The organism is Kribbella sp. NPDC023972 (assembly GCF_040639075.1).
Classification (GTDB): Bacteria; Actinomycetota; Actinomycetes; order Propionibacteriales; family Kribbellaceae; genus Kribbella.
The window spans coordinates 149,580-171,141 of the sequence record NZ_JBEZZH010000004.1 but is presented as its reverse complement, the minus strand read 5'-3'; the positions used below and the strand labels follow the sequence as shown (position 1 = coordinate 171,141).

Below are 21,562 nucleotides of genomic sequence, written 5' to 3'. Positions count from 1 at the left end.
TACGCGCGCCAGCAAGTGGGAACCCGAGAGCGTGAGTGGCGACTGGAGACAGTGAGAGGGGAGCTTTGGTTCCGTAGTCTCTGGCTATGCGAGGATCATCTCTGCGCCGGCCTTCTGCCGCGTTGGTTGTAGAGCGCCTGGTCGCAGCACAGACGCGCACCGCGCCGGAGGGATGATCGCGTGGAAGAGACGTCTCTGGTTGACGTCGGCGACGTGACTTTGTTTGTGCGGCAACTTGGCCGGCGGGACCCGGAACGGCCGTCCCTCGTCGTCCTTCACGGCGGGCCTGATGTGGGTCATAGTTACCTGCTTCCCGGCGTGCGACCGCTCGCTGTCGACCATCACGTGGTGATGTTCGACTACAGAGGATGCGGCCGGAGCAGCCGTGACCTGTCGCCGGAGGCACTCCAGCCCGAGTACGTCGTCGAAGACACACGCCGGCTGATCCGCAGGCTGGACCTCGGACCGGTGGATCTGCTCGGGTTCTCCACTGGAGGTCGGGCAGCAACCAGGTACGTCCAGGAAAACCCTGACGATATTCGTCGGCTCGTGCTCGCCTCGACCTCCGCCTACGACAGCGCAGAAAGTGAGCCCTACCTCAGAGACTGGGCTGAGTACCACCGGCGGCAAGAGATCGAGCGCGCCGCCGGCGGGGCGCTGCGGAACTCCACGATCTTCGTATGGGACGTCGACCTGGCCCCCGGCTATCTCAGGTTGCTCGAAGGCCTGGATCAAGGCGACTGGAGTTACGAGCGGTACCTTGATGGCCGCATGCACCCTTGGGTCGTCGGCAACGCCGAACAGATCCTTCGTGACTGCGGCAAGCCGATCCTGATTCTCCATGGCGAGAAGGACATGGGATTCCCTGTTCAGCTCGCGCAGCGACTCCATCGAGCCGTCCCCCGAAGTACGTTGGCGGTGGTCGCGGACTCCGCCCACATGTGCCATTACGAGAAGCCTGACCTCTGGGCCCAGTATGTCCGAGACTTCCTCACCCGCTAGTCAGCACCGGGAACTCGGATGCGCTGGGCGTGGATGCGATGACAGAATCGGTGCGTGGTCGTACGCGCGCTGAGTTTCGGGTCTGCAGCATCGGCCTACGAGCAGTTCCGGCTTGGTTATCCTGACGAGCTCGTTGACGAGGTACTGAGCTATGCAGGTCGGCCGGTCCGCACCGCTCTGGAGATCGGCGCGGGCACAGGCAAAGCCACACGCGCGTTCGCTGGGCGCGGAATCGCTGTCACCGCCACGGAACCGGACGCAGCAATGCTTGCGGAACTACGCAAGCACGTCCCAGCAACAGTGGCCACAGTTCAGGGCGCATTCGAGGATCTCTCGCTCACCTCGACGTACGACCTGGTCTTCGCGGCGGCTTCCCTTCATTGGACCGACCCGGCCGATCGGTGGTCGCGGGTGGCCTCGCTGCTCAACCCCGATGGGATCTTCGCTTCCTTCGGTGGACCGATGTCTCTGGCCGACGAGGCCGTCGAGGGGGCTGTCCGTGCCGCCAGATCGCAGTTCCTGGCAGACGACGGTGTGCCATCGCCTGACGGGACGCCGGCGGACAGCCCGATGCAGTGGCCCGGTACCGAACTGCTTCGCTCGGACCTCTTCATCGACGTACGTCAGTCCACCATCGAACGCCGGACGACGATGTCGGCGCTCGACTACGTCGGCCACCTGTCGACGATCTCGGCTTATCTCGAACTGCCCGCCTCAGCTCGCGAGGAAGTGCTTGGCCGGATCCGCGCAGTGCTCCCAGAGCGGGTGACGCTCGTGGCCGACCTGACTCTTCACCTCGCCAGGATCGCCCGACCAAACAGGGAAGCGTGAGTCCGGCACACTGACCCGTCGACGCGGCAGGGGAACCGCTCGTGCTGAGGCGTGGAACGACGTGGAGGTCTTCACGGGGACGGGTTTCGGGGTGCAGAGTGGTGAGAACGCGCCAGCTGAGGGCCGGCACACGTCAGGAGAGCCCGATGAGTATCGAGCTGAACCACACAATCGTGCACGTGAAGGACCGATGGGCTGCGGCTCGCGATGTCGGCGAGGTACTCGGTCTGCCGGAGGCGAGAGCGTACGGCCCGTTCGCCGAGCTGAAGTTGGACAACGCGGCCAGCCTGGACTTCATGGACACCGAGGGCGAGATCCACGGCCAGCATTACGCCTTCCTTGTGAGCGAGGAGGAGTTCGACCTCATCCTCGGTCGCTTGCGGGACGACGGCCGCAAGTGGTGGGCCGATCCCTTCAAGCGCCAACCGCAAGAGATCAACCACGGGGACGGTGGCCGCGGCCTGTACTGGGAGGGCCCCGACGGGCACTGGCTGGAGATCATCACCCGTCCGTACGGCAGCGGCGGCTGATCTCCTAGCCGCCGACTGCCTCATCCGAGCTGGGGCGCGTACGGAAAGCCGGCTGACCGCGGGTCGGTCAGCCGGCTTCCTCTGTGTGGTCAGCGGTGCAGGAGTTCGCCGTCGATCCAGACTGCGTGGACGTCGGCCGGGGTGCCGAGGGTGAAGATCCGGGCGAGGGCTTCCTCGGCGTCGTCGGCGTGCTCGACCCCGACGGCCAGCGGTGAACCGTCAGTCGGGCGCAGCAACTGGGCGTCGAACCGCTTACCAACGCTCAGGTCGCCGACCTCGTCCAATCCGAGCGCCTCAGCACCAGCCGACGTCGCCAGGTACAGCAGGTGCGCGGCGCTGAGCGTGCAACCCTGGTCGCCGAGTAGGCGTTGGGCGAAGTAGGCCTGTAGGCCCTCCTTCAGCAGTGAGAAGCCTGTGCCCGCTCCGACGTCTGAGCCGAGGGCCACGCGTACGCCGTAGTGGAGATGACGTGCAAGTGGGAACAACCCGCTGCCCAGGGCTGCGTTGCTTGTGGGGCAGTGGGCGACGGCTGCGCCGCCCTCGGCGAGCATCTTCAACTCGACGTCGGTGGGGTGGACGTTGTGGGCGAGCACGCTGCGGCGGTCGACCAGGCCGTGCTTGTCGTACGTGCTCACGTAGTCGCAGCCGCCGAACAGCTCGGACACCGTAGCGATCTCAGCCTCGTTCTCGTTGACGTGTGAGGTGAACAGCGAGCCGGGGACTTCGTCGAGCATCGTGCGACAGGCCGCGAGCAGGTCGTCGGTGCACGACAGCGAGAAGCGCGGTGTGACGGCGTACCGATTCCGTCCGACGCCGTGCCAGCGCTCGGCCAGAGCAAGCGACTCGGTGTAGGCCCGCTCCGGCGTCGTCAGCAGGTCCTCACGGAGCAACCGGTCGCTGACGACGAGGCCGCTGGTGATCCGCAGACCGACCCGTGAGGCGGCGGAGAACAGTACGTCGACCGCGTCGGCATAGTGGGCCCCGAAAACAAGTGCACTCGTGGTGCCTGCCGCCGCAAGACCGCGAACGAACTCGGCTGCGACCCCCGCCGCGTAGCCGACGTCGGCCATCTTCGCCTCCTCGGGCAGCGCGTAGCGGTCGAGCCACTCCAGCAGCGGCAGGCCGAGACCGCCGACCGCCCGGATCTGCGGGAAGTGCACGTGCGTGTCGACGAACCCGGGCAGCACCAGGCCGCCGCTCAGGTCGACGATGTCCTCGGCCGGGTGTGCCCGCCGTACGTCGCCGAAGGTGCCGCGGGCAACGATGACGCCGTCCCGGACCAGCAGTGCGGCGTCGGCGTCGACCCGCAGGCCGCCGCCGGTGAACGGATTGTCCGGGGTGTCGAGGAACGTGCCTCGGTAGATGGTCATGCTTTCGCCTCACGATGTGCAGGGTTGCGCTCGGCAACGAACAGGGGGAGCAGCCAGGCCGCCACGCTGACCGCGATCGTGGCCGGTTCCTTGCCGGTCAGTCCGGGGAGTCCGATGGGAGTGGTGATCCGCGCGATCGCCTCGGCGGAGTTGCCGTCCTCGGCGAGCTTGCGGCGGAACCGCGCCCACTTGGCCCGGGACCCGATCAGCCCGATCGTGGCCAGGTCGTCCCGGCGGATGGCGGCGTCGCACAGCGCGGCGTCCTCCGCGTGGTCGTGGGTCATCACCAGGGCATGGGTGCCGGCCGGCAGTTCGCCGACGACCAGCTCCGGCAGCACGGGGACGTGGTGCACGTGGAGGTTGGCCACCGCGTCGTCGAGCACGCTCAGCCGCTCGGGCACCAGCTGGTCGGGCCGCGAGTCGATCAGGTGCAGCTCGATGTCGTGCCGGGCCAGGATCCGGGCGAGCTCGAGGCCGACATGCCCGATCCCGAAGATCGCCACGGACGGGACCACCGGCAGCGGTTCGAGCAGCAACGTCACCTCACCGCCGCAACACTGCACTCCATGCTGGTACGGCGCTTTGTCCGACAACGCGACCTCGACGACCTCAGGCTCACCCGCACCTGCCGCGATCATCGCGCGGGACCGCTCGATCGCAAGCGCCTCCAGATTGCCGCCGCCCACGGTCGCCCAGGTTCGTGAGGCCGCGACGACCATCTTGGCCCCGGCCTCCCGCGGCGCATGCCCGCGCACAGCCGTCACTGTCACCAGTACGCCGGGCAGCCGCTGCTCCCGGAGTCGCTCGACCGCCTTCAGCCATTCCATCTCGGTCGTCACACCCCACTCGCCGCGAGCCGCTCGACGCCCACCGACGACCGGGCCCGGTCCAGCGCCCAGTAGACGGCCTCAGGCGTAGCCGGCGAGGGCAGCTCCACGCTGGTGCCCGCCGGTCCGAACGCCGCCGCGGCCTGCCGCAATGCCTCGCGCACCGAGAAGGCCAGCATCAGCGGCGGTTCGCCGACCGCCTTCGAGCCGTAGACGGCACCTTCCTCATGGGCCTTCTCGAGCAGCCGAACGTTGAACTCCACCGGCATCTCCGAGAAGCTCGGCAGCTTGTAGGTGCTCGCCGCCTGTGTCGCGAGCCGGCCGCGGTGTGGTCCGTCGCTCTCGTCCCAGCGAAGGTCTTCGAGCGTCAGCCAGCCGGTGCCCTGGACGAAGCCGCCCTCGATCTGGCCGATGTCGATCAACGGGCTGAGACTGTCACCGACGTCGTGGACGATGTCGACCCGGCGCAACGTGTAGGCGCCGCTGAACCCGTCCACCTCGACCTCGGCGGCGGCAACGCCGTACGCGAAGTACTTGAACGGCTCGCCGTGCATCGCGTTGGGGTCCCAGTGCAGGCCCTCGGTGCGGTAGAAGCCGGCCGCCCAGAGCTGGACGCGCTGGTAGTAGGCGCTCTGGACGATCTCCTCCCACCGCACACTGTCGCCGGACAGCCCGCGGACCAGGCCGTCGGTGAACCGTACGTCGTGCGGACTGATACCGAGCTTGCCACCGGCGACCTGCGCCAGGCGCTCGCGGATCTGCTCGCACGCGTTCTTGATCGCCGCGCCGTTCAGGTCCGCGCCGGAGCTCGCCGCGGTGGCCGAGGTGTTCGGCACCTTGTCGGTGCGGGTCGGGGCCAGCCGGACGCGCGCCAGCGGGACGCCGAGCGTGGTCGCGGCGACCTGCAGCATCTTCGTGTGCAGTCCCTGTCCCATCTCGGTGCCGCCGTGGTTGATCAGCACGGAGCCGTCCTTGTAGACGTGGACGAGCGCGCCGGCCTGGTTGAACGCGGTGAGGTTGAACGAGATGCCGAACTTCACCGGCGTCATCGCCAGCGCCCGCTTCCGGTGCGGGTGCTCGGCGTTGAACCGCGAGATCTCGGCTTGCCGGCGTACGACGTCGCCGTACGCGGACACCTGGCTCCAGCACGACTCCAGCCGGTCTGCGTGCCGGACCGGTTGCCCGTACGGCGTGGTGTCGTTCGGCCGGTACAGATTGCGCCGGCGCAGTTCGGTCCCGTCGTACCCGAGCAACGGCGCGCAGCGACCGAGGATGTCCTCGACGACGAGCATGCCCTGCGGACCGCCGAAGCCGCGGAAGGCGGTCTGCGAGGTTTTGTTCGTCTTGGCGATCCGGCCGTCCACGCGGACGTTGGGGATCCAGTAGGCGTTGTCGATGTGGCACATCGCGCGGGCGAGCACCGGCTCGGAGAGGTCGAGGCTCCAGCCGCCGTCCGAGGTGAGGGTGGCGTCGAGTGCGACCAGATGGCCGTCGCCGTCGAACCCTGCCCGCCACTCGCTGTGGAAGCCGTGGCGTTTGCCGGACATCGTGATGTCCTGCGTGCGGTTGAGCCGCAGCCGCACGGGCCGGCCGGTCAGCGTCGCCCCGAGCGCGGCGATGGCGGCGAACCCGTGCGGCTGCATCTCCTTACCCCCGAAACCCCCTCCCATCCGGAGACACTGCACGGTCACCCGATGGCTCGGTACGCCGAGAACGTGGGCGACGATCTCCTGCGTCTCGGACGGGTGCTGCGTGCTGCTCTGGACGAAGATCTGCTCGCCTTCGTCGACCAGGGCCAGCGCGGAATGGGTCTCCAGATAGAAGTGCTCCTGCCCGGCGAACTCGAACTCGCCGTGGAACACGTGCTCCGCCTGCGCAAGCGCGCTCTCGACATCACCACGTGTGAGATGCCGCCCGGTCCCCTGGAAGCTGCCCGCGGCGATGGCCTCCCGAACCGTCACCAGCGATTCGAGCGGCTCGTAGTCGACCTCGACCGCGGCCGCGCCGAGGCGCGCGGCCTCCAGCGTCTCCGCGAGAACCCAGCAGATCGCGTGCCCGTGGAACATCACCTCGGTCGGGAACAGCGGCTCGTCATGCTTCACGCCGGCGTCGTTCACCCCAGGTACGTCATCGCCGGTGAGAACCCGGACCACACCCGGTACGTCGTACGCCGGCTTCACCCGGAGGTCCGTGATCCGGGCGTGAGCGTGCGGCGACTGGACCGGCCAGGCGTGCAGGACGTCACGGGTCCGCTGCACGAGGTCGTCGGTGTAGAGAGCCTGCCCGGTGACGTGCAGCGCGGCGCTCTCGTGCGGCAAGGGCAGACCGACAACGGCCTGCTGCGGACGTTCGGACAAAAGACTCATCCGCGTCCTCGCTTCGCTCCGGGCGCGGCTGAGGCACGACACGCGCTGTGTTTTCTGGTGAACTCGCTTCGCTCGTTCATGCGCTTGTCCCTTCTGCGTAGAAGCGGAGCAGCGACTGGCCGAGCATCGCCGAGCGGTACGACGAACTCGCCCGGTGGTCGTCCATCGGCGTACCCTCGGCCGCCATCACCGCAGCCGCCTCCCGGACGGTCCGCTCGGTCCACGGCTTGCCGATCAGCGCCTGCTCGGTAGTCAGCGCGCGCAGCGGGGTGGCCGCGACCCCGCCGAGCCCGATCCGGGCCCGGCGTACGACGCCGTCCTCGACGTGGACGGCGTACCCGACGGCAACGCTCGAGATGTCGTCGAACCGCCGCTTGGCGATCTTGTGGAAAGCGGTCAAGGGCTCGAGCGGGAGCGGTATCACCACGGTCCGGATCAGCTCGTCGGGAGCCTTCAGGGTCTGCCGGTAGCCGGTGAAGTAGTCCGCCAGAGGGACGATCCGCTCGCCACGCCGGGAAGCCAGTACGAGCGAGGCGTCCAGGGCCAGCAGAGCGGGCGGGGTGTCACCGATCGGCGAGGCAGTACCGAGGTTCCCGCCGATCGTGGCGCCGTTGCGGATCAGCCGGGAGGCGAACTGCGGGAACATCTGCGCCAGCAGCGGCACCCGACCGGCGAGTAGCCGCTCGATCTCACTCAAGGTCAGCGCTGCGCCGATCCGAACCTCGTCCGGGCCGAACGCGAACTCCCGCAGCTCGGCCAGCCGGTCGATGGCAACGATCAGCGGCTTCCGGACACCGCGGAGGTTCACCTCCACGCCGACATCGGTCGACCCGGCCACGATCTGGGCCTCGGGGCTCTGAGCCAGCAGTTCGAGGACCTCCTCGAGACTGGCCGGCCGCAGGAACTCCGCTCCGTCGACCGCCATCGCCGTGGCCGCGGGCGGTGGTGGCGGCGCTGACCTCCGGGCGGCCAGCGCGTCGTCCAGCTCCGGTTCGCCGAGTGCGTACGCAGCGTCCTTGATCGGGCGGTACCCCGTGCACCGGCACAGGTTTCCGCTCAGTGCGTGCAGGTCGAACCCGTTCGGGCCGTGCTCGTGGTCGCAGTGCCCGTTGGACGTCGTACGCGTCGAGCGATAGAACTCGGCGGCCATGCTGCACACGAAGCCCGGAGTGCAGTAGCCACACTGCGATCCACCGCGTACGGCGAGCTCGCGCTGGACCGGATGCAGGTCGGTCGGGGAACCCAGGCCCTCGGACGTGATGATCTCCTGACCGTCGAGAGCTGCGATCGGCACCAGGCAAGCGTTCACCGCGGTCCACTCGGTCGGGGCGTCCGTCCCGGGCCGGGCGACGAGTACGGAACACGCGCCGCACTCACCCTCGGCGCACCCCTCCTTGGCTCCGGTCAGGCCGCGGTCGCGGAGCCAGTCCAGCGCCGACGTGTGCACAGCCACGTCGCCGATGGCGGTCTGCTCGCCATTGACCGTGATCGAGGGTGCTTGCGTGGTCGTCGTACTCATCGGCTGCTGCTCCAGCGTGTTCTTGCACTATGGATCGGGTTGGCGTCCGAGAGGAAGTCGTCGAACCGGTACCCGGCGATCTTCGCGATCTCCAGCAGGGCGGCCGCGTGCTCCTGGTTCTCGCAGTTGCCCAGCCGGTCCCGGCCCTGCTCGAGGATCCGGTCGAACGACTCCGCGTCCCGGACCGAGATCACCAGCGGGAAGCCGAACCGCTCGCGGTAGGCCTCGGTGATCGCGGTCAGCTCGTCCCGCTCCGGCTCCGCCAGGAAGGTCAGCCCGCGGGCGGACTGGTCACGCAGTGACGCCTCGCCGCTGAGGCCGTCCGCGACGAACTGCGAGCCAAGCTGCGGGTAGGACTCGATCAGCTGCCGCTGCTCCTCGCGCGACCCGGAGAACAGCGCCTCCTGGAACGAGCGGCGCAGGGCATGGGTGTCGGTGAACGGCCGCATCTCCCAGGCCCGCTCGACCATCCAGCGCGGACCCTGGAACAGTCCGGCGAAGGTCTCGACGAACTCGTCGCGGCTCATCGTGTTCACCTGGTCCAGCCGGATCGAGTCGCCGGGCTGGCCGGCCACCGCCGGGCCGAAGTCCTTGCCCACGTGGTGGAAGACGATGTTCAGCAGGATCGCGGTCAGGCTGCCCAGCGTGATACCGCTGCCGAAGATGATCTCGGCCCAGCCCGGGACCGCCTGGGCGACCTGTGGCTGCGCGGTGACGTACATGGCCAGGCCGACGCTGGTGGCCACGATGACCACGTTGCGGTGGTCGTGGAAGTCGACCTTGGCCAGGGTCTGGAAACCGACCACGGCCACGGTGGCGAACATCGCCAGGGCGGCACCGCCCAGCACCGGGTGCGGGATCCCGGCCACGATGGCGCCGGCCTTGGGGATCAGGCCGAGCAGGATCATGATCACGCCGGCCGCCGCGACCACCCACCGGCTCTTCACCCGGGTCAGCCGGACCAGGCCGACGTTCTCGGCGAAACACGTGTAGGGGAAGGAGTTGAAGGTACCGCCGATCGTGGTGGCCAGGCCGTCGGCGCGCAGGGCGCGGGCGACGTCCTCGCGGTTGATCCGCTTCTCGACGATCTCGCCGGTGGCGAAGACGTCACCCGTCGTCTCCACCGCGGTGATCAGCATGACCACGATCATCGAGATGATCGCCGCGATCGAGAACTGCGGCCAGCCGAAGTGGAACGGCGTGGTCACGCCGACCCAGTCGGAGCCGCCGACGGCGTCGAAGTGGGCGTCCCCGAAGGCCCACGCGACCAGGGTGCCGGCGACCAGGCCGACCAGCACCGCGATGGTGGCCATGAATCCCTTGAAGACCCGCTGGATCAGCACGATCAGCGCGAGCGTGCCCAGCGCGTAGGCCAGGTTCTTGCCGCTGGTCGGGTCCGACGTCGGGCCGGCGCCACCGGTCGCGTCCGCGGCCGCCACCGGCAGCAGCGCCAGGCCGATGATCGTGATCACCGAGCCGGTCACGACCGGCGGGAAGAACCGGATCAGCTGGCTGAAGAACGGTGCCAGGAAGAAGGTGGCCAGGCCGGCCACGATCACCGCGCCGTAGATCACCAGCAGGCCATCGGTCCCGCCGCCCGCGGCGAGGCCGATCGCGATCATCGGTGACACCGCGGTGAACGTCACGCCTTGGAGCAGCGGCAGCCGGACGCCGACCTTCCAGAACCCGACGGACTGGATGATCGAGGCGATACCGCAGGTGAACAGGTCGGCGTTGATCAGATGGACGAGCTGCTGCGTGCTGAGCCCGATCGAGTTCGCCAGCAGGATCGGTACGATCACGGCGCCGGCGTAGAACGCCAGGACATGCTGGAAGCCGTACACGGCGAGCTTGCCCGGAGGCAGGACCTCGTCGACGGGATGACGGCTGGCGCGGCGGCCGGGTCGCAGGATTGCCTTCATCGGGCACCTTCCTTGGCTGGGGCTCGGGGGCGCGGCATTAGTGATCTGCACGACAGCATCGGCGCGCGCCGACCGCGTTGGCACCCGGTGAACCTCTGAAGATCACCCGCTCCGGCAACCCTGGTTTTGTGCGATCACCTAAACCAAGCGGTTCAGAGCGACTTGAGCGCCAGGAACACGTCGACCCGGTCCTCGAGCCGGGACAGATCGCGCCCGGTCAGTTGCTCTACGCGTTCGATCCGGTAGCGAACCGTGTTGACATGCAGGTGCAACGACTCCGCCGCGCGCGACCACGAGCCGTCGCAGGCGAGGAACTCCTGCAGCGTGGTGAGCAGGTCCGCGTGGGTACGGCGGTCATGCTCCAGCACGGACCCGAGCACCCGATGCGTGTAGGTACGTCGTACGTCGTCAGGCACCGTGGCGAGCAGCAGCACGTGCGAGGCGACCTCGTCCGACGTGACCACCGAGACCGGCGTACTGCCTGACCGAGCCACTCGATGGGCGAACCGTGCCTCTTCGAGCGCGCCCGCCAACGCTTCGACCGCGGTCTCGCCACTGACGCCGACCGCGAGTCGGGCGCGCACGAGCCCCGGCGAGAGCCGGCCGAACGCCCTGCGCAGCTGGTCAGGTAACCCCGGTAGGAAGGGCAGCAAGGCGACAAGTACGCCGTCACGCCCAGGTGCCACGACCGCGGGCCCGACCGTGAGCGCGACATCCTCGAGCAGCGTGATCGCTACCTCGCTCGGGCCGTCGTCCCGGAGATCGGCCACGGCGACCACCATCGGCAGATCGGAGTGCGCACCGGCCTGCCGGAGCCGCGTGGCGACCTCGGCATGTGGTGCGCCGGACTCGATCAACGCCAGCGCGTCAGCCACCAAGGGCCGCAGGGCCAACCGTCCTTCGTCGCGTCGGGCCCGGTCCAGCGCAGCGATCGCACACAGCTCCTGCACCGCCTCGACATAGTCGCGGGACCACTCCGTGTGGTCACCCTCGATGACCAGCACCCACGCCGTCAGCCTGTTGCCGAGACCCGACCCGATCGGGAACAGGCTGTACGGCGTACCACCGGCATCCGCGACCGCAGGAGTGCGATCCGCAGTAAGGAACCGCCGTGAGATCACGTCCAGGATCTCTTCGTCCAACTCACCAGGCCCTGGTACGACGTGGCGCCCGATCGGGGTGATCACCCGGCAGTCGCACCCGATCTCGGCGGAGATGCGGTCCGCGAGCTCGTCGAGGCTTCGGCCGGCGGCGATCGAGGACAGCAGCTGGCGCTGGCGCACCAGGCTGGCCGACAGCCGGGCCCCGGTGTCGACCGAGCCCGCGGCGGCGACGTACTCGGTGACATCGGCGAACGCGACCTCGGTGGGCACCTCGACGAGGGTGACCTGATGCCGGCGGCAGGCCTCGAGCAGGTCGGCGGGAACGGTCCCGAGCAGAGCCTTCCCGGCCAGGATCGTGGTGGCTCCCCGGCCCGCCATCGAGGCGACGAAGGTCTCGCTGTCCGCTTCGCTGCGGCGCCAGACCAGACCGGTGAGCACCAGCTCGCCGCCGCTCAGGTAGCGGCCGGGTTCGAGCAGGTCGGTGGTGACCAGCCGCCCGATCGGACGATCGAGCGCGTCCTCGGCCAGATGCAGCAGGCGAAGCCCCAGCTCGGGCGCGTCGAGCAGCTCGGACAGCAGCACGGCGCACCTCCTCCGGCCGGTGTGGTGACCGGTCCTCAGAGGAACGTACAACGCCCGGCCGCGTCCCTGGAACCACGACCCACCCTTGACGCCAACGTCGAGCGGCACCTATGGTCTTTCGCAGAACAGAAACTAACTTCCGCAATACGGAAAGTCGAGAATGCCATGACCCACCCGCTGCGCTACACGGTGAACTGCTCGCTGCTGTTCACCGAGCTGCCGCTACTGGAGCGCCCGGCGGCCGCCCGGCGGGCCGGCTTCGGTGCCGTCGAGTTCTGGTGGCCGTTCGTCGAGGCGGTGCCGCCGGACCGGCACGTCGATGCGTTCGCGACCGCGATCGAGGACGCAGGCGTCCAGCTGACCGGCCTGAACTTCTTCGCCGGCGACATGCCCGGCGGCGACCGTGGACTGGTCTCCTGGCCGAAGCGGTCCGGCGAGTTCCGGGACAACATCGACGTCACCGTCGGCATCGGCGAGCGGCTCGGCTGCCGGGCCTTCAACGCCCTCTACGGCAACCGGGACGACGGCCACTCCGCGAGCGAGCAGGACGATCTCGGGGTCGAGAACCTCCGGCTGGCCGCGCAGGCCGCCGCCCGGATCGACGGCACCGTGCTGGTTGAGCCGGTCAGCGGCGCGGACCGCTATCCGCTGCTGACCGCCGCCGATGCGCTGACCGTCATCGACCGGGTGCAGGCGCCGAACGTCGGACTGCTGGCCGACCTCTACCACCTCGCGGTCAACGGCGACGACGTCGACCGGGTGATCGCGGAGCACACCGACCGGATCGCGCACGTGCAGATCGCCGACGCGCCCGGCCGCAACGAACCCGGCACCGGCACGCTCCCGCTTGACCGGCAGCTCAACGACCTCGCCGCCAACGGCTACTCGGGCTGGATCGGCCTGGAGTACAAGCCGTCCACCACCACCGTCGACAGCTTCGGCTGGCTGCCCCGCGCGCAGCGCGCCGTCGGCCGCTGACACATCCTTTGGAGATTCGGACATGACGAACATCGCCTTCATCGGTCTCGGCATCATGGGCAGCCCGATGGCCGTCCACCTGGCCGGAGCCGGTCACACCGTCGCCGGGCTCGACCGCAGCGCCGAGCGTGGCGCGCCGCTGGGCGAAGCCGGCGGGCGCTACGCGAGCTCGGTCGCCGACGCGGTCAAGGGCGCCAACGTGATCTGCGTGATGGTGCCGGACTCGCCCGACGTCGAGGAGGTGCTCGCCGGTGAGGACGGCGTCTTCCAGCACGCCGAGACCGGATCGCTGATCATCGACTTCTCCAGCATCCGGCCGGACGTCACCCAGCAGCTGGCCGAGCGGGCGCGGGCGCTGGGCTTCCGGATCCTGGACGCTCCCGTCTCCGGCGGCGAGGCCGGCGCGAAGAACGCCGCGCTGTCGATCATGGTCGGCGGCGAGGGCGACGACTTCGACGCCGCCAAGCCGCTGTTCGACGTCGTCGGCAAGACCGTCGTCCACGTCGGACCGAGCGGTTCGGGCCAGACCGTCAAAGCGGCCAACCAGCTGATCGTCGCCGCCAACATCCAGGCGCTGTCCGAGGCAGTCATCTTCCTGGAGGCGTACGGCGTCGACACCAAGGCGGCCCTGGAGGTCCTCGGCGGCGGCCTGGCCGGCTCGACGGTGCTGAATCAGAAGAAGGAGAACATGCTCTCGCGCTCCTTCGAGCCGGGATTCCGGATCGACCTGCACCACAAGGACATGGGCATCGTCACCGCGGCCGCTCGCGAGGCGGGTGTCGCCGTACCGCTGGGCTCGCTGGTCGCCCAGTTCGTGGCCTCGGCCCGGGCGAACGGTGACGGCGGCCTCGACCACTCCGCCCTGCTGCGCGGCGTGGAGCGACTGTCCGGAAAGGCGTCGGGCTGATGGCACGCATGCGCGCGGTCGACGCCGCGGTCCTGATCCTGGAGAAGGAGGGCGCGACCCAGACCTTCGGTCTGCCCGGTGCCGCGATCAACCCCTTCTACAGCGCGATGAAGAAGCACGGCGGGATCAAGCACGTGCTGGCCCGCCACGTCGAGGGCGCCTCGCACATGGCCGAGGGCTACACCCGCGCCAAGGCCGGCAACATCGGTGTCTGCATCGGTACGTCGGGACCAGCCGGGACCGACATGATCACCGGCCTGTACTCGGCGTCGGCCGACTCGATCCCGATCCTGTGCATCACCGGCCAGGCGCCGGTCGCCAAGCTGCACAAGGAGGACTTCCAGGCCGTCGACATCGCCTCGATCGCCAAGCCGGTCGCCAAGTGGGCGGTCACGGTGATGGAACCGGCCCAGGTGCCCGGCACGTTCCAGAAGGCCTTCCAGCTGATGCGTGAGGGGCGTCCGGGTCCGGTGCTCGTCGACCTGCCGCTGGACGTCCAGCTGACCGAGATCGACATCGACATCGACACCTACGAACCGCTGCCGGTGGCCAAGCCGGCCGCGACCCGGGCCCAGGCGGAGAAGGCGCTCGCGCTGCTGAACGCCGCCGAGCGGCCGCTGATCGTGGCCGGTGGGGGCGTCGTCAACGCCGACGCGGCCGACCTGCTGGTCGAGTTCGCCGAGCTTGTCGGCGTGCCCGTCGTACCGACGTTGATGGGTTGGGGTGCCATCCCGGACGACCACCCGTTGACCGCCGGGATGGTGGGTCTGCAGACCTCGCATCGCTACGGGAACGCCACGTTGCTGGCCTCGGACCTCGTGTTCGGCATCGGCAACCGCTGGGCCAACCGGCACACCGGGGGCCTCGATGTCTATCGAAGCGGCCGGAAGTTCATCCACGTCGACATCGAGCCGACCCAGATCGGCCGGGTGTTCGCACCGGACTACGGCATCGTCTCGGACGCTCGACTGGCCCTCGAGGCGTTCGTCGACGTCGCCCGCGAGTGGTCCGCCGAGGGCAGGCTGGCCGACCGTTCCGCGTGGGTCGAGGAGTGCCGGCAACGTCGTACGACGCTGCAGCGCAAGACGCACTTCGACACGGTGCCGATCAAGCCGCAGCGTGTGTACGAGGAGATGAACCGCGCGTTCGGGCCCGACACCCGCTACGTGTCGACCATCGGACTGTCGCAGATCCAGGCCGCCCAGCTGCTGCACGTCTACCGGCCGCGGCACTGGATCAACGCCGGCCAGGCAGGTCCACTCGGGTGGACCGTGCCCGCCGCACTGGGGGTCGCGGTGGCGGACCCGGAAAGCACCGTCGTCGCGCTGTCGGGTGACTACGACTTCCAGTTCCTGATCGAGGAACTGGCGGTGGGCGCGCAGTTCAACATCCCGTACATCCATGTCGTCGTGAACAACTCCTACCTGGGCCTGATCCGCCAGGCCCAGCGCGGATTCGACATGGACTTCTGCGTGCAACTGTCGTTCGAGAACATCAACAGCCCCGAGCTGAACGGCTACGGCGTCGACCACGTCAAGGTCGCCGAAGGCCTGGGCTGCAAGGCGATCCGCGTCACCGAGCCGGCCGAGATCCTCCCGGCACTCGAACAAGCCAAGAAGCTGATGGTCGAGTACCAGGTTCCGATCGTCGTCGAGGTCATCCTGGAACGCGTCACCAACGTCTCCATGGGCCTGGAGATCGACAGCGTGGCCGAGTTCGAGGATCTGGCCGAACATCCCGAGGACGCCCCGACCGCGATCGCCTTGCACAGCACATGACCGGGCTCCGGGTGGTTGTTGCCTCTGACAAGTTCAAGGGCTCTCTCACCAGCAACCAGGTCGCCACCGCGGTAGGTGAAGGTGTACGGCGTACTCGCCCGGACGTGACCGTGGACGCAATACCAGTGGCCGACGGCGGCGACGGCACGCTAGCCGCCGCCGTCGCGGCCGGCTTCAACCTGACCCCGGTCACGGTGACCGGTCCCACCGGTGAACCGGTCCGCAGCGGGTACGCCCGACGCGGTGAGACTGCCGTGGTCGAGCTCGCGGACGCATCCGGGCTGGTTCGGCTGCCAAACGGCGTACCGGCCCCAATGACCGCAACGTCACGTGGCACCGGCGAGCTGATAGCCGCCGCGGTGGCCAACGGCTGCACCCGAGTCATCCTCGGCATCGGCGGCGGTGCGTCGACCGACGGCGGAGCCGGTCTCGCCCGCGCCCTAGGTGCCAGGCTGCTCGACGCCACCGGCGCCATGGTGGCCGAGGGCGGCGCCGCCTTGACCGCCGCGGCGGCCCTTGACCTGACCGCGCTTCGCGAGCGGTTGGCGGGAGTCGAGGTCGTGGTCGCCTGCGATGTCGACAATCCGTTGACAGGCCCGATCGGTGCGGCGGCGGTCTACGGGCCTCAGAAGGGCGCCGACCCCACGCAGGTCGAACAACTGGATGGTGCTTTGGCCCACTGGGCCGATCTCGTGGCTCGTGAGACCGGGCGCGATCTTCGCGACGCGCCAGGCGCCGGAGCCGCGGGTGGAGTCGGCTTCGCGGCGCTGGCATTACTCGGCGCTGGGCTGCGCCCGGGGATCGAGTTGATCCTCGACCTGGTCGGTTTTCACCAGAAACTGGTGGGCGCCGACCTCGTGATCACCGGAGAAGGCGCGCTGGACGAGCAGACGTTGCACGGGAAGGCGGTCGCCGGTGTGGCCGCGGCAGCCGGAGCGGTCCCGGTGGTCGCCGTGTGCGGCACCATCCGGCTGGACCCAGCGCGGCTGCGTCAAGCCGGAATCACAGCCGTGTACGCCTTGACGGACCTGGAGCCCGACGTACGGCGCTGCATCGCCGAGCCCATCCCCTTGCTGCGGGAACTCGGCCAGAGGATCGCCGCCGACCACCTGGCGAGATCTACGATGACAGCAACCGAGAGGGGCAGTGCATGAACGAGCGGAGCGAGTTCATCATCAAACACAGCCCGGCTCGTGTCTCATCCGCGCCCGGAGCGAAGCGAGGACGTGGATGAGCTGGTTGGATCTAGTCATCAGGGCCCGCCGGGTGGTCAGCACCGCGGGTGAGGTGGCCCGCGCTGTCGGCGTGCGAGACGGCCGGATCGTCGCCGTCGCGCCGTACGACGCTCAGCTCGAAGGCGACCTGCTGGTCCTGGACGACAACGAGGTGCTGATGCCCGGCGTGGTCGACTCGCACGTGCACGTGAACGATCCGGGGCGGACAGAGTGGGAGGGCTTCACCACCGCGACCCGAGCGGCCGCGGCCGGTGGTGTCACCACGATCATCGACATGCCGCTCAACAGCATCCCGCCGACCTGCGACGTACCGGCGTTGGAGCTGAAGCGGAAGACCGCCGCGAGCCAGGTGTACGTCGACGTCGGCTTCTGGGGCGGCGCGATCCCGGGCAACCTCGCTCAGCTGCGCCCGCTGCACGAGGCCGGCGTGTTCGGGTTCAAGTGCTTCCTCCTGCACAGCGGTGTCGACGAGTTCCCGCCGCTGACGCAGGCCGAGCTCGAGCCGGTCATGCGGGAGATCGCGTCCTTCGACGGTCTGTTGATCGTGCACGCCGAGGACGCCCACGGGATCGACAACGCGCCGCCGCCGAACGGCGCCAGCTACCTCGACTTCCTCCGCTCCCGCCCGCGTGAGGCGGAGAACGCAGCCGTTGCCGACGTCATCGAGCTCGCCCGGCAGACCAACTGCCGCGTCCACATCCTGCACGTGTCGAGTTCCGACGTACTGCCGCTCCTCGCGAAGGCCCGCCGCGACGGGATCCGCATCACCGCGGAGACCTGCCCGCACTACCTGACGTTCAGCGCGGAGGAGATCCCCGACGGCGCGACGCAGTACAAGTGCTGCCCGCCGATCCGGGAGGCCGTGAACCGCGAGCTGCTCTGGGACGGTCTGCGCGACGGCGTGATCGACCTGGTCGTCTCCGACCACTCGCCCTCGACCGTCGACCTCAAACGCCTCGACACCGGCGACTTCGGTGCGGCCTGGGGAGGTATCGCCTCACTCCAGCTCGGCCTGCCCGCGGTCTGGACCGAGGCCCGCCGCCGCGGTTTCACCTTGTCCGACATCGCGCGCTGGATGTGTCAGGCGCCGGCTGTCCCGCACAAAGGCCGGATCGAGGTCGGGTACGACGCGGACTTCTGCGTCTTCGCACCGGACGAGACGTTCGTGGTGGACGCCAACACCCTGCACCACAAGAACGCCATCACCCCGTACGACGGCCGGCCGCTCGACGGCGTCGTACGCGGCACCTGGCTGCGTGGCGAACCCGTCGACATCGAGGCCGCGCCGACAGGACGGCTGCTGACCCGAGGAGAACAACGATGACAGTGTTGAATGCCGCGCCTCCGGCGCGAGGGTCATGGGGCTGTTGCTCCCGGCCTTCCCTCGTCGCTCCAGTCGCTTCGCTCCCTCCGCTCCTCAGTCCAGGCCGGGAGGCCCCATGACCGGTCCGCGGTACTACTCCCCGAGCGGTGGGCTCCCCGCGCAGACGGACCTGACCACCGACCGCGCGGTCTTCACCGAGGCGTACGCCGTCCTGCCGCGCGGAACGATGCGCGACATCGTCACCAGCCGGCTGCCGTTCTGGGACGACACCCGGCTGTGGGTGATCGCCCGGCCGCTGTCGGGGTTCGCCGAGACTTTCTCGCAGTACATCGTCGAGGTCGCACCGGGCGGCGGCAGCGACAAGCCCGAGACGGATCCCGGCGCCGAGGCGGTCGTGTTCGTTGTCGAAGGCAACGTGACGATCACGGTCGCCGGTGAGAAGCACGAGCTCGGGCCGGGCGGGTACGCGTTCCTGCCGCCGTCGGCCGACTGGACGCTGCACAACACCAGCGAGCAACTCGCCCGGTTCCACCTGGTCCGGAAGGCGTACGAGCGGGTCGAGGGGATCGACGTACCCGAGCCGTTCGTCACCAACGAGGTCGAGGTCGAGGGTGTGGAGATGCCGGACACGGAGGGCCGGTGGAAGACCCAGCGGTTCGTCGACCCGGACGACATACGCCACGACATGCACGTCAACATCGTCACCTTCGAGCCGGGCGGGGTGATCCCGTTTCCCGAGACGCATGTGATGGAGCACGGCCTGTACGTCCTCGAAGGCAAGGCCGTCTACCTGCTGAACAAGGACTGGGTCGAGGTCCAGGAGGGCGACTTCATGTGGCTGCGGGCGTTCTGCCCACAGGCCTGCTACGCCGGCGGACCCGGCCGGTTCCGCTACCTGCTCTACAAGGACGTCAACCGCCACCCAAAGCTGACCATCTGAGCTCGGCTACACCGTCACCGAGCGCTGGCGGTCTTACGCTTCTAGAGGCTGATCGTCACCGGGCGCTGGGGTGGGATCAGGGGGTCGGTGGCCAGGCGGGCGTGGCGTTCAACGTCGAAGCGGGTGCCGTCGTACGCGAGGCGCTGGCGTTCGAGGCCCTCGTAGAGGAAGCCGGCGCTGGCGGCCACGCCGCAGGAGGCTGGGTTGTTGGTGCGGTGGCCGAGCTCGAGGCGGTAGAGCCCGGCGTCCCGGTGGGCCCAGTGGGCCAGGGCGCGGAGGGCGTCGCGCGCGATGCCCTGGCCGCGGACCTCGGCGAGGGTCCAGTACCAGGTCCAGCCGACCTGGTGCCTGTCGATGTTCGTCACCGCGACACACCCGATCGGATGGTCCTCCGCATCCACCACGGCGTACACATGCCCGTTGTCCAGGTCGGCGACCCGGCCGATCCAGTCGACCGCTGACGCCTTGTCCACGATCCCACCCTGGTTCGCCATCTCGGGATCCTGATGCGCCGCCTCCAGCCGCAGCGCGTCAGCCGTCCGCCACCGCCGAAGATCCAGTTGCCCCAGCGCATATCCCATTCACCGAATCTACCGCCGCCGCACCGCGCGCAAACCCTTCCCCGGCGCGTACACCCGCGGACAAGCGCGCCGGTCGCGGCCGGGGCAGGATAGGGCGCATGGCATATCTGGATTTCAGGGATCAGGTCGTTGTGGTGACCGGGGCCAGCAGCGGGATCGGGGCCGCGGCCGCGGTGGGGTTCGCGGAGACGGGAGCGACGGTGGCGTTGCACTACCACCGGAACGAGGAGGGGGCCAAGCACACGCTCGGAGCGGTCCAGACAGCGGGCGGTACGGCGTCCGTGCACCAGGCGGACCTGGCCGACCCGGCATCGGCGGGCACGTTGATCGACGACGTGCTGGCCAAGCACGGGCGGATCGACGTCCTGGTGAACAACGCCGGTGACCTGGTCAACCGCTCGCCGGTCACCGACGTACCGGACGAGCAGTTCCGGCGGATCCTGGACGTCAACCTGACCTCGGTGTTCGCGCTCTCCCGCCGGATCGTGCCGGTGTTCCGGACGCAGGGCGGCGGCAGCATCGTCAACGTCACCTCGATCGCCGGCCGGCACGGCGGCGGTGGCGGGTCGGTCGTGTACGCGACCAGCAAGGGCGCGGTCAGTACGTTCACCCGCGGCCTGGCCAAGGAGCTCGCCCCCGACGGTATCCGGGTCAACGCCATCTCGCCGGGCGTGATCAAGACGCCGTTCCACGACCGGCACACCGGCGAAGAGCAGCTGAACGGGATGATCGCGACCATCCCGATGGGCCGCACCGGTACGCCGCACGAGTGCGTCGGCACCATCCTGTTCCTGGCCTCGGAGTCGATGAGCTCCTACGTCACCGGCCAGATCATCGAGGTCAACGGCGGCCAACTGATGCCGTAAGCAACGGTTCCGGCCGGAAGAGCGCGTTGTGGTCCAAGACCTCACCGGTCGCCTGGTACCCCAGCTCATCCAGTACGGCGTGCAGCCGCGCACTCGACTCGATTCGCTTGTCCTCCACGAGGAGAGCGCGCGGCCGCAACCGTTTCAGCGTGCGGGCCGCCCCGGAGAGTGCCGGGACCTCACCGCCCTCGATGTCGACCTTGACCACGTCCAGTCGGGGGAGCGCGTGCTCACTGACCCAGTCGTCCAGCCGGATCACAGGCACCTTCTGCACGACCGCTCCGTCGCCGTAAAGGGAGCGCACTCCGGCGTCAGCCTCGTCGTACCGGCTGTCCGCTCGTAGTGCCGCGTCGTACCTCCGTTCACCGAGTGCGGTCGGCACCACCTCTACGTGCAGGTTGTTGCGCTCGGCAGCAGCCTGGAGCTTGGTCAGGCAGTCAGATGCAGGCTCGAACGCGATCACCCGGCCGCCACCGAGCTCCCGCAGCCGCTTGGCTGCCGTGAGTGCGTGCAGCCCGATGTTCGCGCCCACATCGAGTACGACGTCACCCTGCCGCAACTCGCTCAGCAGGAACCGCCGTACGGCCGGCTCATAGCGCCCGGCGTAGTACAGCACCGCCTGCAGGTTGTCCCGCAGGTCCAGCTCGAGCCGTAAGCCCTGCCGCCGTACGAGGACGCTCGGCGTCCCCCACTCGGGGGCGACCTTCACCAGTTCGGGGTTCTCCCGCGCCAGTCGAGGCGAGATCCGCAGCGCGACGCGGTGAACCCCGGCGTCGGTCAGGCCCTCGACAGCTCCGGCGATCCGAGCAGTACGGCGGGCGGCCTGCGGGCTCAGCGCACGCCCGAGGACGTGCGCTGAGCGCCACAGCAGTTGCAGTTTCACCCGCACCCGATACCCGGA

At 68.9% G+C, this 21,562-nt stretch carries 18 protein-coding genes; 10 read left to right on the top strand and 8 right to left on the bottom strand.

Annotated elements, in window-relative coordinates:
- Window positions 1–180: 180 nt before the first annotated feature.
- From AB0F43_RS17850 to AB0F43_RS17840, 3 genes are all read left to right on the top strand, one after another.
- Window positions 181–1,002 carry an alpha/beta hydrolase gene (locus tag AB0F43_RS17850; RefSeq protein ID WP_360477293.1) on the top strand — a complete coding sequence of 274 codons (822 nt, stop codon included), beginning with the start codon at window positions 181–183 and terminating at the stop codon, window positions 1,000–1,002.
- A 54-nt stretch (window positions 1,003–1,056) separates the two neighbouring features.
- Complete coding sequence (locus tag AB0F43_RS17845; RefSeq protein WP_360477290.1) at window positions 1,057–1,833, top strand: methyltransferase domain-containing protein; 777 nt, start codon at window positions 1,057–1,059, stop codon at window positions 1,831–1,833.
- A gap of 146 nt (window positions 1,834–1,979) precedes the next feature.
- The gene (locus AB0F43_RS17840) at window positions 1,980–2,363 is read left to right on the top strand and encodes a VOC family protein (RefSeq protein WP_360477287.1); all 384 of its coding nucleotides are present in this window, start codon (window positions 1,980–1,982) and stop codon (window positions 2,361–2,363) included.
- 89 nt (window positions 2,364–2,452) lie between these two features.
- On the opposite strand, the gene guaD is transcribed toward AB0F43_RS17840, so the two are convergent.
- The 6 genes from guaD to AB0F43_RS17810 all read right to left on the bottom strand — a co-directional run bounded on the left by guaD (window position 2,453) and on the right by AB0F43_RS17810 (window position 12,052).
- A complete protein-coding gene (gene guaD, locus AB0F43_RS17835) occupies window positions 2,453–3,733 on the bottom strand; it encodes a guanine deaminase (RefSeq protein ID WP_360477284.1) in 1,281 nt (426 codons plus the stop codon).
- Window positions 3,730–4,572 (bottom strand): xanthine dehydrogenase accessory protein XdhC, encoded by an 843-nt coding sequence (gene xdhC, locus AB0F43_RS17830; protein WP_360477281.1) that lies wholly within the window; start codon window positions 4,570–4,572, stop codon window positions 3,730–3,732. Before xdhC ends, guaD begins: the two co-directional genes overlap by 4 nt.
- Window positions 4,569–6,926, bottom strand: a complete 2,358-nt coding sequence (xdhB, locus tag AB0F43_RS17825; protein WP_360477278.1) for a xanthine dehydrogenase molybdopterin binding subunit — start codon at window positions 6,924–6,926, stop codon at window positions 4,569–4,571. The genes xdhC and xdhB overlap by 4 nt, the downstream gene beginning before the upstream one ends.
- 76 nt (window positions 6,927–7,002) lie before the next feature.
- Window positions 7,003–8,445 (bottom strand): FAD binding domain-containing protein, encoded by a 1,443-nt coding sequence (locus AB0F43_RS17820; protein ID WP_360477275.1) that lies wholly within the window; start codon window positions 8,443–8,445, stop codon window positions 7,003–7,005.
- On the bottom strand, window positions 8,442–10,367 hold the full coding sequence (uraD, locus tag AB0F43_RS17815) for a 2-oxo-4-hydroxy-4-carboxy-5-ureidoimidazoline decarboxylase (protein WP_360477272.1): 1,926 nt from the start codon (window positions 10,365–10,367) through the stop codon (window positions 8,442–8,444). Before uraD ends, AB0F43_RS17820 begins: the two co-directional genes overlap by 4 nt.
- Before the next feature lie 152 nt (window positions 10,368–10,519).
- Window positions 10,520–12,052 (bottom strand): helix-turn-helix domain-containing protein, encoded by a 1,533-nt coding sequence (locus AB0F43_RS17810; RefSeq protein WP_360477269.1) that lies wholly within the window; start codon window positions 12,050–12,052, stop codon window positions 10,520–10,522.
- Between the two features lie 165 nt (window positions 12,053–12,217).
- Between AB0F43_RS17810 and AB0F43_RS17805 the strand changes: the two genes are divergently transcribed.
- The 6 genes from AB0F43_RS17805 (at window position 12,218) to AB0F43_RS17780 (ending at window position 19,214) form a co-directional block, all read left to right on the top strand.
- Complete coding sequence (locus AB0F43_RS17805; RefSeq protein ID WP_360477266.1) at window positions 12,218–13,030, top strand: TIM barrel protein; 813 nt, start codon at window positions 12,218–12,220, stop codon at window positions 13,028–13,030.
- Between the two features lie 22 nt (window positions 13,031–13,052).
- The gene (locus tag AB0F43_RS17800) at window positions 13,053–13,937 is read left to right on the top strand and encodes a 2-hydroxy-3-oxopropionate reductase (RefSeq protein WP_360477263.1); all 885 of its coding nucleotides are present in this window, start codon (window positions 13,053–13,055) and stop codon (window positions 13,935–13,937) included.
- Complete coding sequence (gene gcl / locus AB0F43_RS17795; RefSeq protein WP_360477260.1) at window positions 13,937–15,715, top strand: glyoxylate carboligase; 1,779 nt, start codon at window positions 13,937–13,939, stop codon at window positions 15,713–15,715. The genes AB0F43_RS17800 and gcl overlap by 1 nt, the downstream gene beginning before the upstream one ends.
- On the top strand, window positions 15,712–16,869 hold the full coding sequence (locus AB0F43_RS17790) for a glycerate kinase (RefSeq protein ID WP_360477257.1): 1,158 nt from the start codon (window positions 15,712–15,714) through the stop codon (window positions 16,867–16,869). The genes gcl and AB0F43_RS17790 overlap by 4 nt, the downstream gene beginning before the upstream one ends.
- A 76-nt stretch (window positions 16,870–16,945) precedes the next feature.
- Window positions 16,946–18,274 carry an allantoinase AllB gene (gene allB / locus AB0F43_RS17785; protein ID WP_360477254.1) on the top strand — a complete coding sequence of 443 codons (1,329 nt, stop codon included), beginning with the start codon at window positions 16,946–16,948 and terminating at the stop codon, window positions 18,272–18,274.
- A gap of 115 nt (window positions 18,275–18,389) precedes the next feature.
- Entirely contained in the window at window positions 18,390–19,214 is an 825-nt protein-coding gene (locus AB0F43_RS17780; RefSeq protein ID WP_360477251.1) for a bifunctional allantoicase/(S)-ureidoglycine aminohydrolase, read from the top strand.
- Between the two features lie 41 nt (window positions 19,215–19,255).
- Here the strand turns inward: AB0F43_RS17780 and AB0F43_RS17775 are convergent, their stop codons facing one another.
- Window positions 19,256–19,795, bottom strand: coding sequence for a GNAT family N-acetyltransferase (locus AB0F43_RS17775; RefSeq protein ID WP_360477248.1), 540 nt, complete (start codon window positions 19,793–19,795; stop codon window positions 19,256–19,258).
- Between the two features lie 98 nt (window positions 19,796–19,893).
- On the opposite strand from AB0F43_RS17775, the gene AB0F43_RS17770 reads away from it, so the two are divergent.
- Window positions 19,894–20,661, top strand: coding sequence for a glucose 1-dehydrogenase (locus AB0F43_RS17770; RefSeq protein ID WP_360477245.1), 768 nt, complete (start codon window positions 19,894–19,896; stop codon window positions 20,659–20,661).
- Here AB0F43_RS17770 and AB0F43_RS17765 read toward each other — a convergent pair.
- On the bottom strand, window positions 20,636–21,544 hold the full coding sequence (locus AB0F43_RS17765; RefSeq protein WP_360477242.1) for an FkbM family methyltransferase: 909 nt from the start codon (window positions 21,542–21,544) through the stop codon (window positions 20,636–20,638). The two genes, AB0F43_RS17770 and AB0F43_RS17765, sit on opposite strands and share 26 nt — an antisense overlap.
- Window positions 21,545–21,562 lie beyond the last annotated feature (18 nt).

What these genes read in the sequence shown, in the direction of transcription:
- AB0F43_RS17805 (WP_360477266.1), top strand. Translation starts at nt 12,218, where the DNA reads ATGACCCACCCGCTGCGCTACACGGTGAACTGCTCGCTGCTGTTCACC.
- AB0F43_RS17840 (WP_360477287.1), top strand. Translation starts at nt 1,980, where the DNA reads ATGAGTATCGAGCTGAACCACACAATCGTGCACGTGAAGGACCGATGG.
- AB0F43_RS17820 (WP_360477275.1), bottom strand. Translation starts at nt 8,445, where the DNA reads ATGAGTACGACGACCACGCAAGCACCCTCGATCACGGTCAATGGCGAG.
- allB (WP_360477254.1), top strand. Translation starts at nt 16,946, where the DNA reads ATGAGCTGGTTGGATCTAGTCATCAGGGCCCGCCGGGTGGTCAGCACC.
- AB0F43_RS17790 (WP_360477257.1), top strand. Translation starts at nt 15,712, where the DNA reads ATGACCGGGCTCCGGGTGGTTGTTGCCTCTGACAAGTTCAAGGGCTCT.
- xdhB (WP_360477278.1), bottom strand. Translation starts at nt 6,926, where the DNA reads ATGAGTCTTTTGTCCGAACGTCCGCAGCAGGCCGTTGTCGGTCTGCCC.
- AB0F43_RS17800 (WP_360477263.1), top strand. Translation starts at nt 13,053, where the DNA reads ATGACGAACATCGCCTTCATCGGTCTCGGCATCATGGGCAGCCCGATG.
- gcl (WP_360477260.1), top strand. Translation starts at nt 13,937, where the DNA reads ATGGCACGCATGCGCGCGGTCGACGCCGCGGTCCTGATCCTGGAGAAG.
- AB0F43_RS17770 (WP_360477245.1), top strand. Translation starts at nt 19,894, where the DNA reads ATGGCATATCTGGATTTCAGGGATCAGGTCGTTGTGGTGACCGGGGCC.
- guaD (WP_360477284.1), bottom strand. Translation starts at nt 3,733, where the DNA reads ATGACCATCTACCGAGGCACGTTCCTCGACACCCCGGACAATCCGTTC.
- uraD (WP_360477272.1), bottom strand. Translation starts at nt 10,367, where the DNA reads ATGAAGGCAATCCTGCGACCCGGCCGCCGCGCCAGCCGTCATCCCGTC.
- AB0F43_RS17780 (WP_360477251.1), top strand. Translation starts at nt 18,390, where the DNA reads ATGACCGGTCCGCGGTACTACTCCCCGAGCGGTGGGCTCCCCGCGCAG.
- AB0F43_RS17775 (WP_360477248.1), bottom strand. Translation starts at nt 19,795, where the DNA reads ATGGGATATGCGCTGGGGCAACTGGATCTTCGGCGGTGGCGGACGGCT.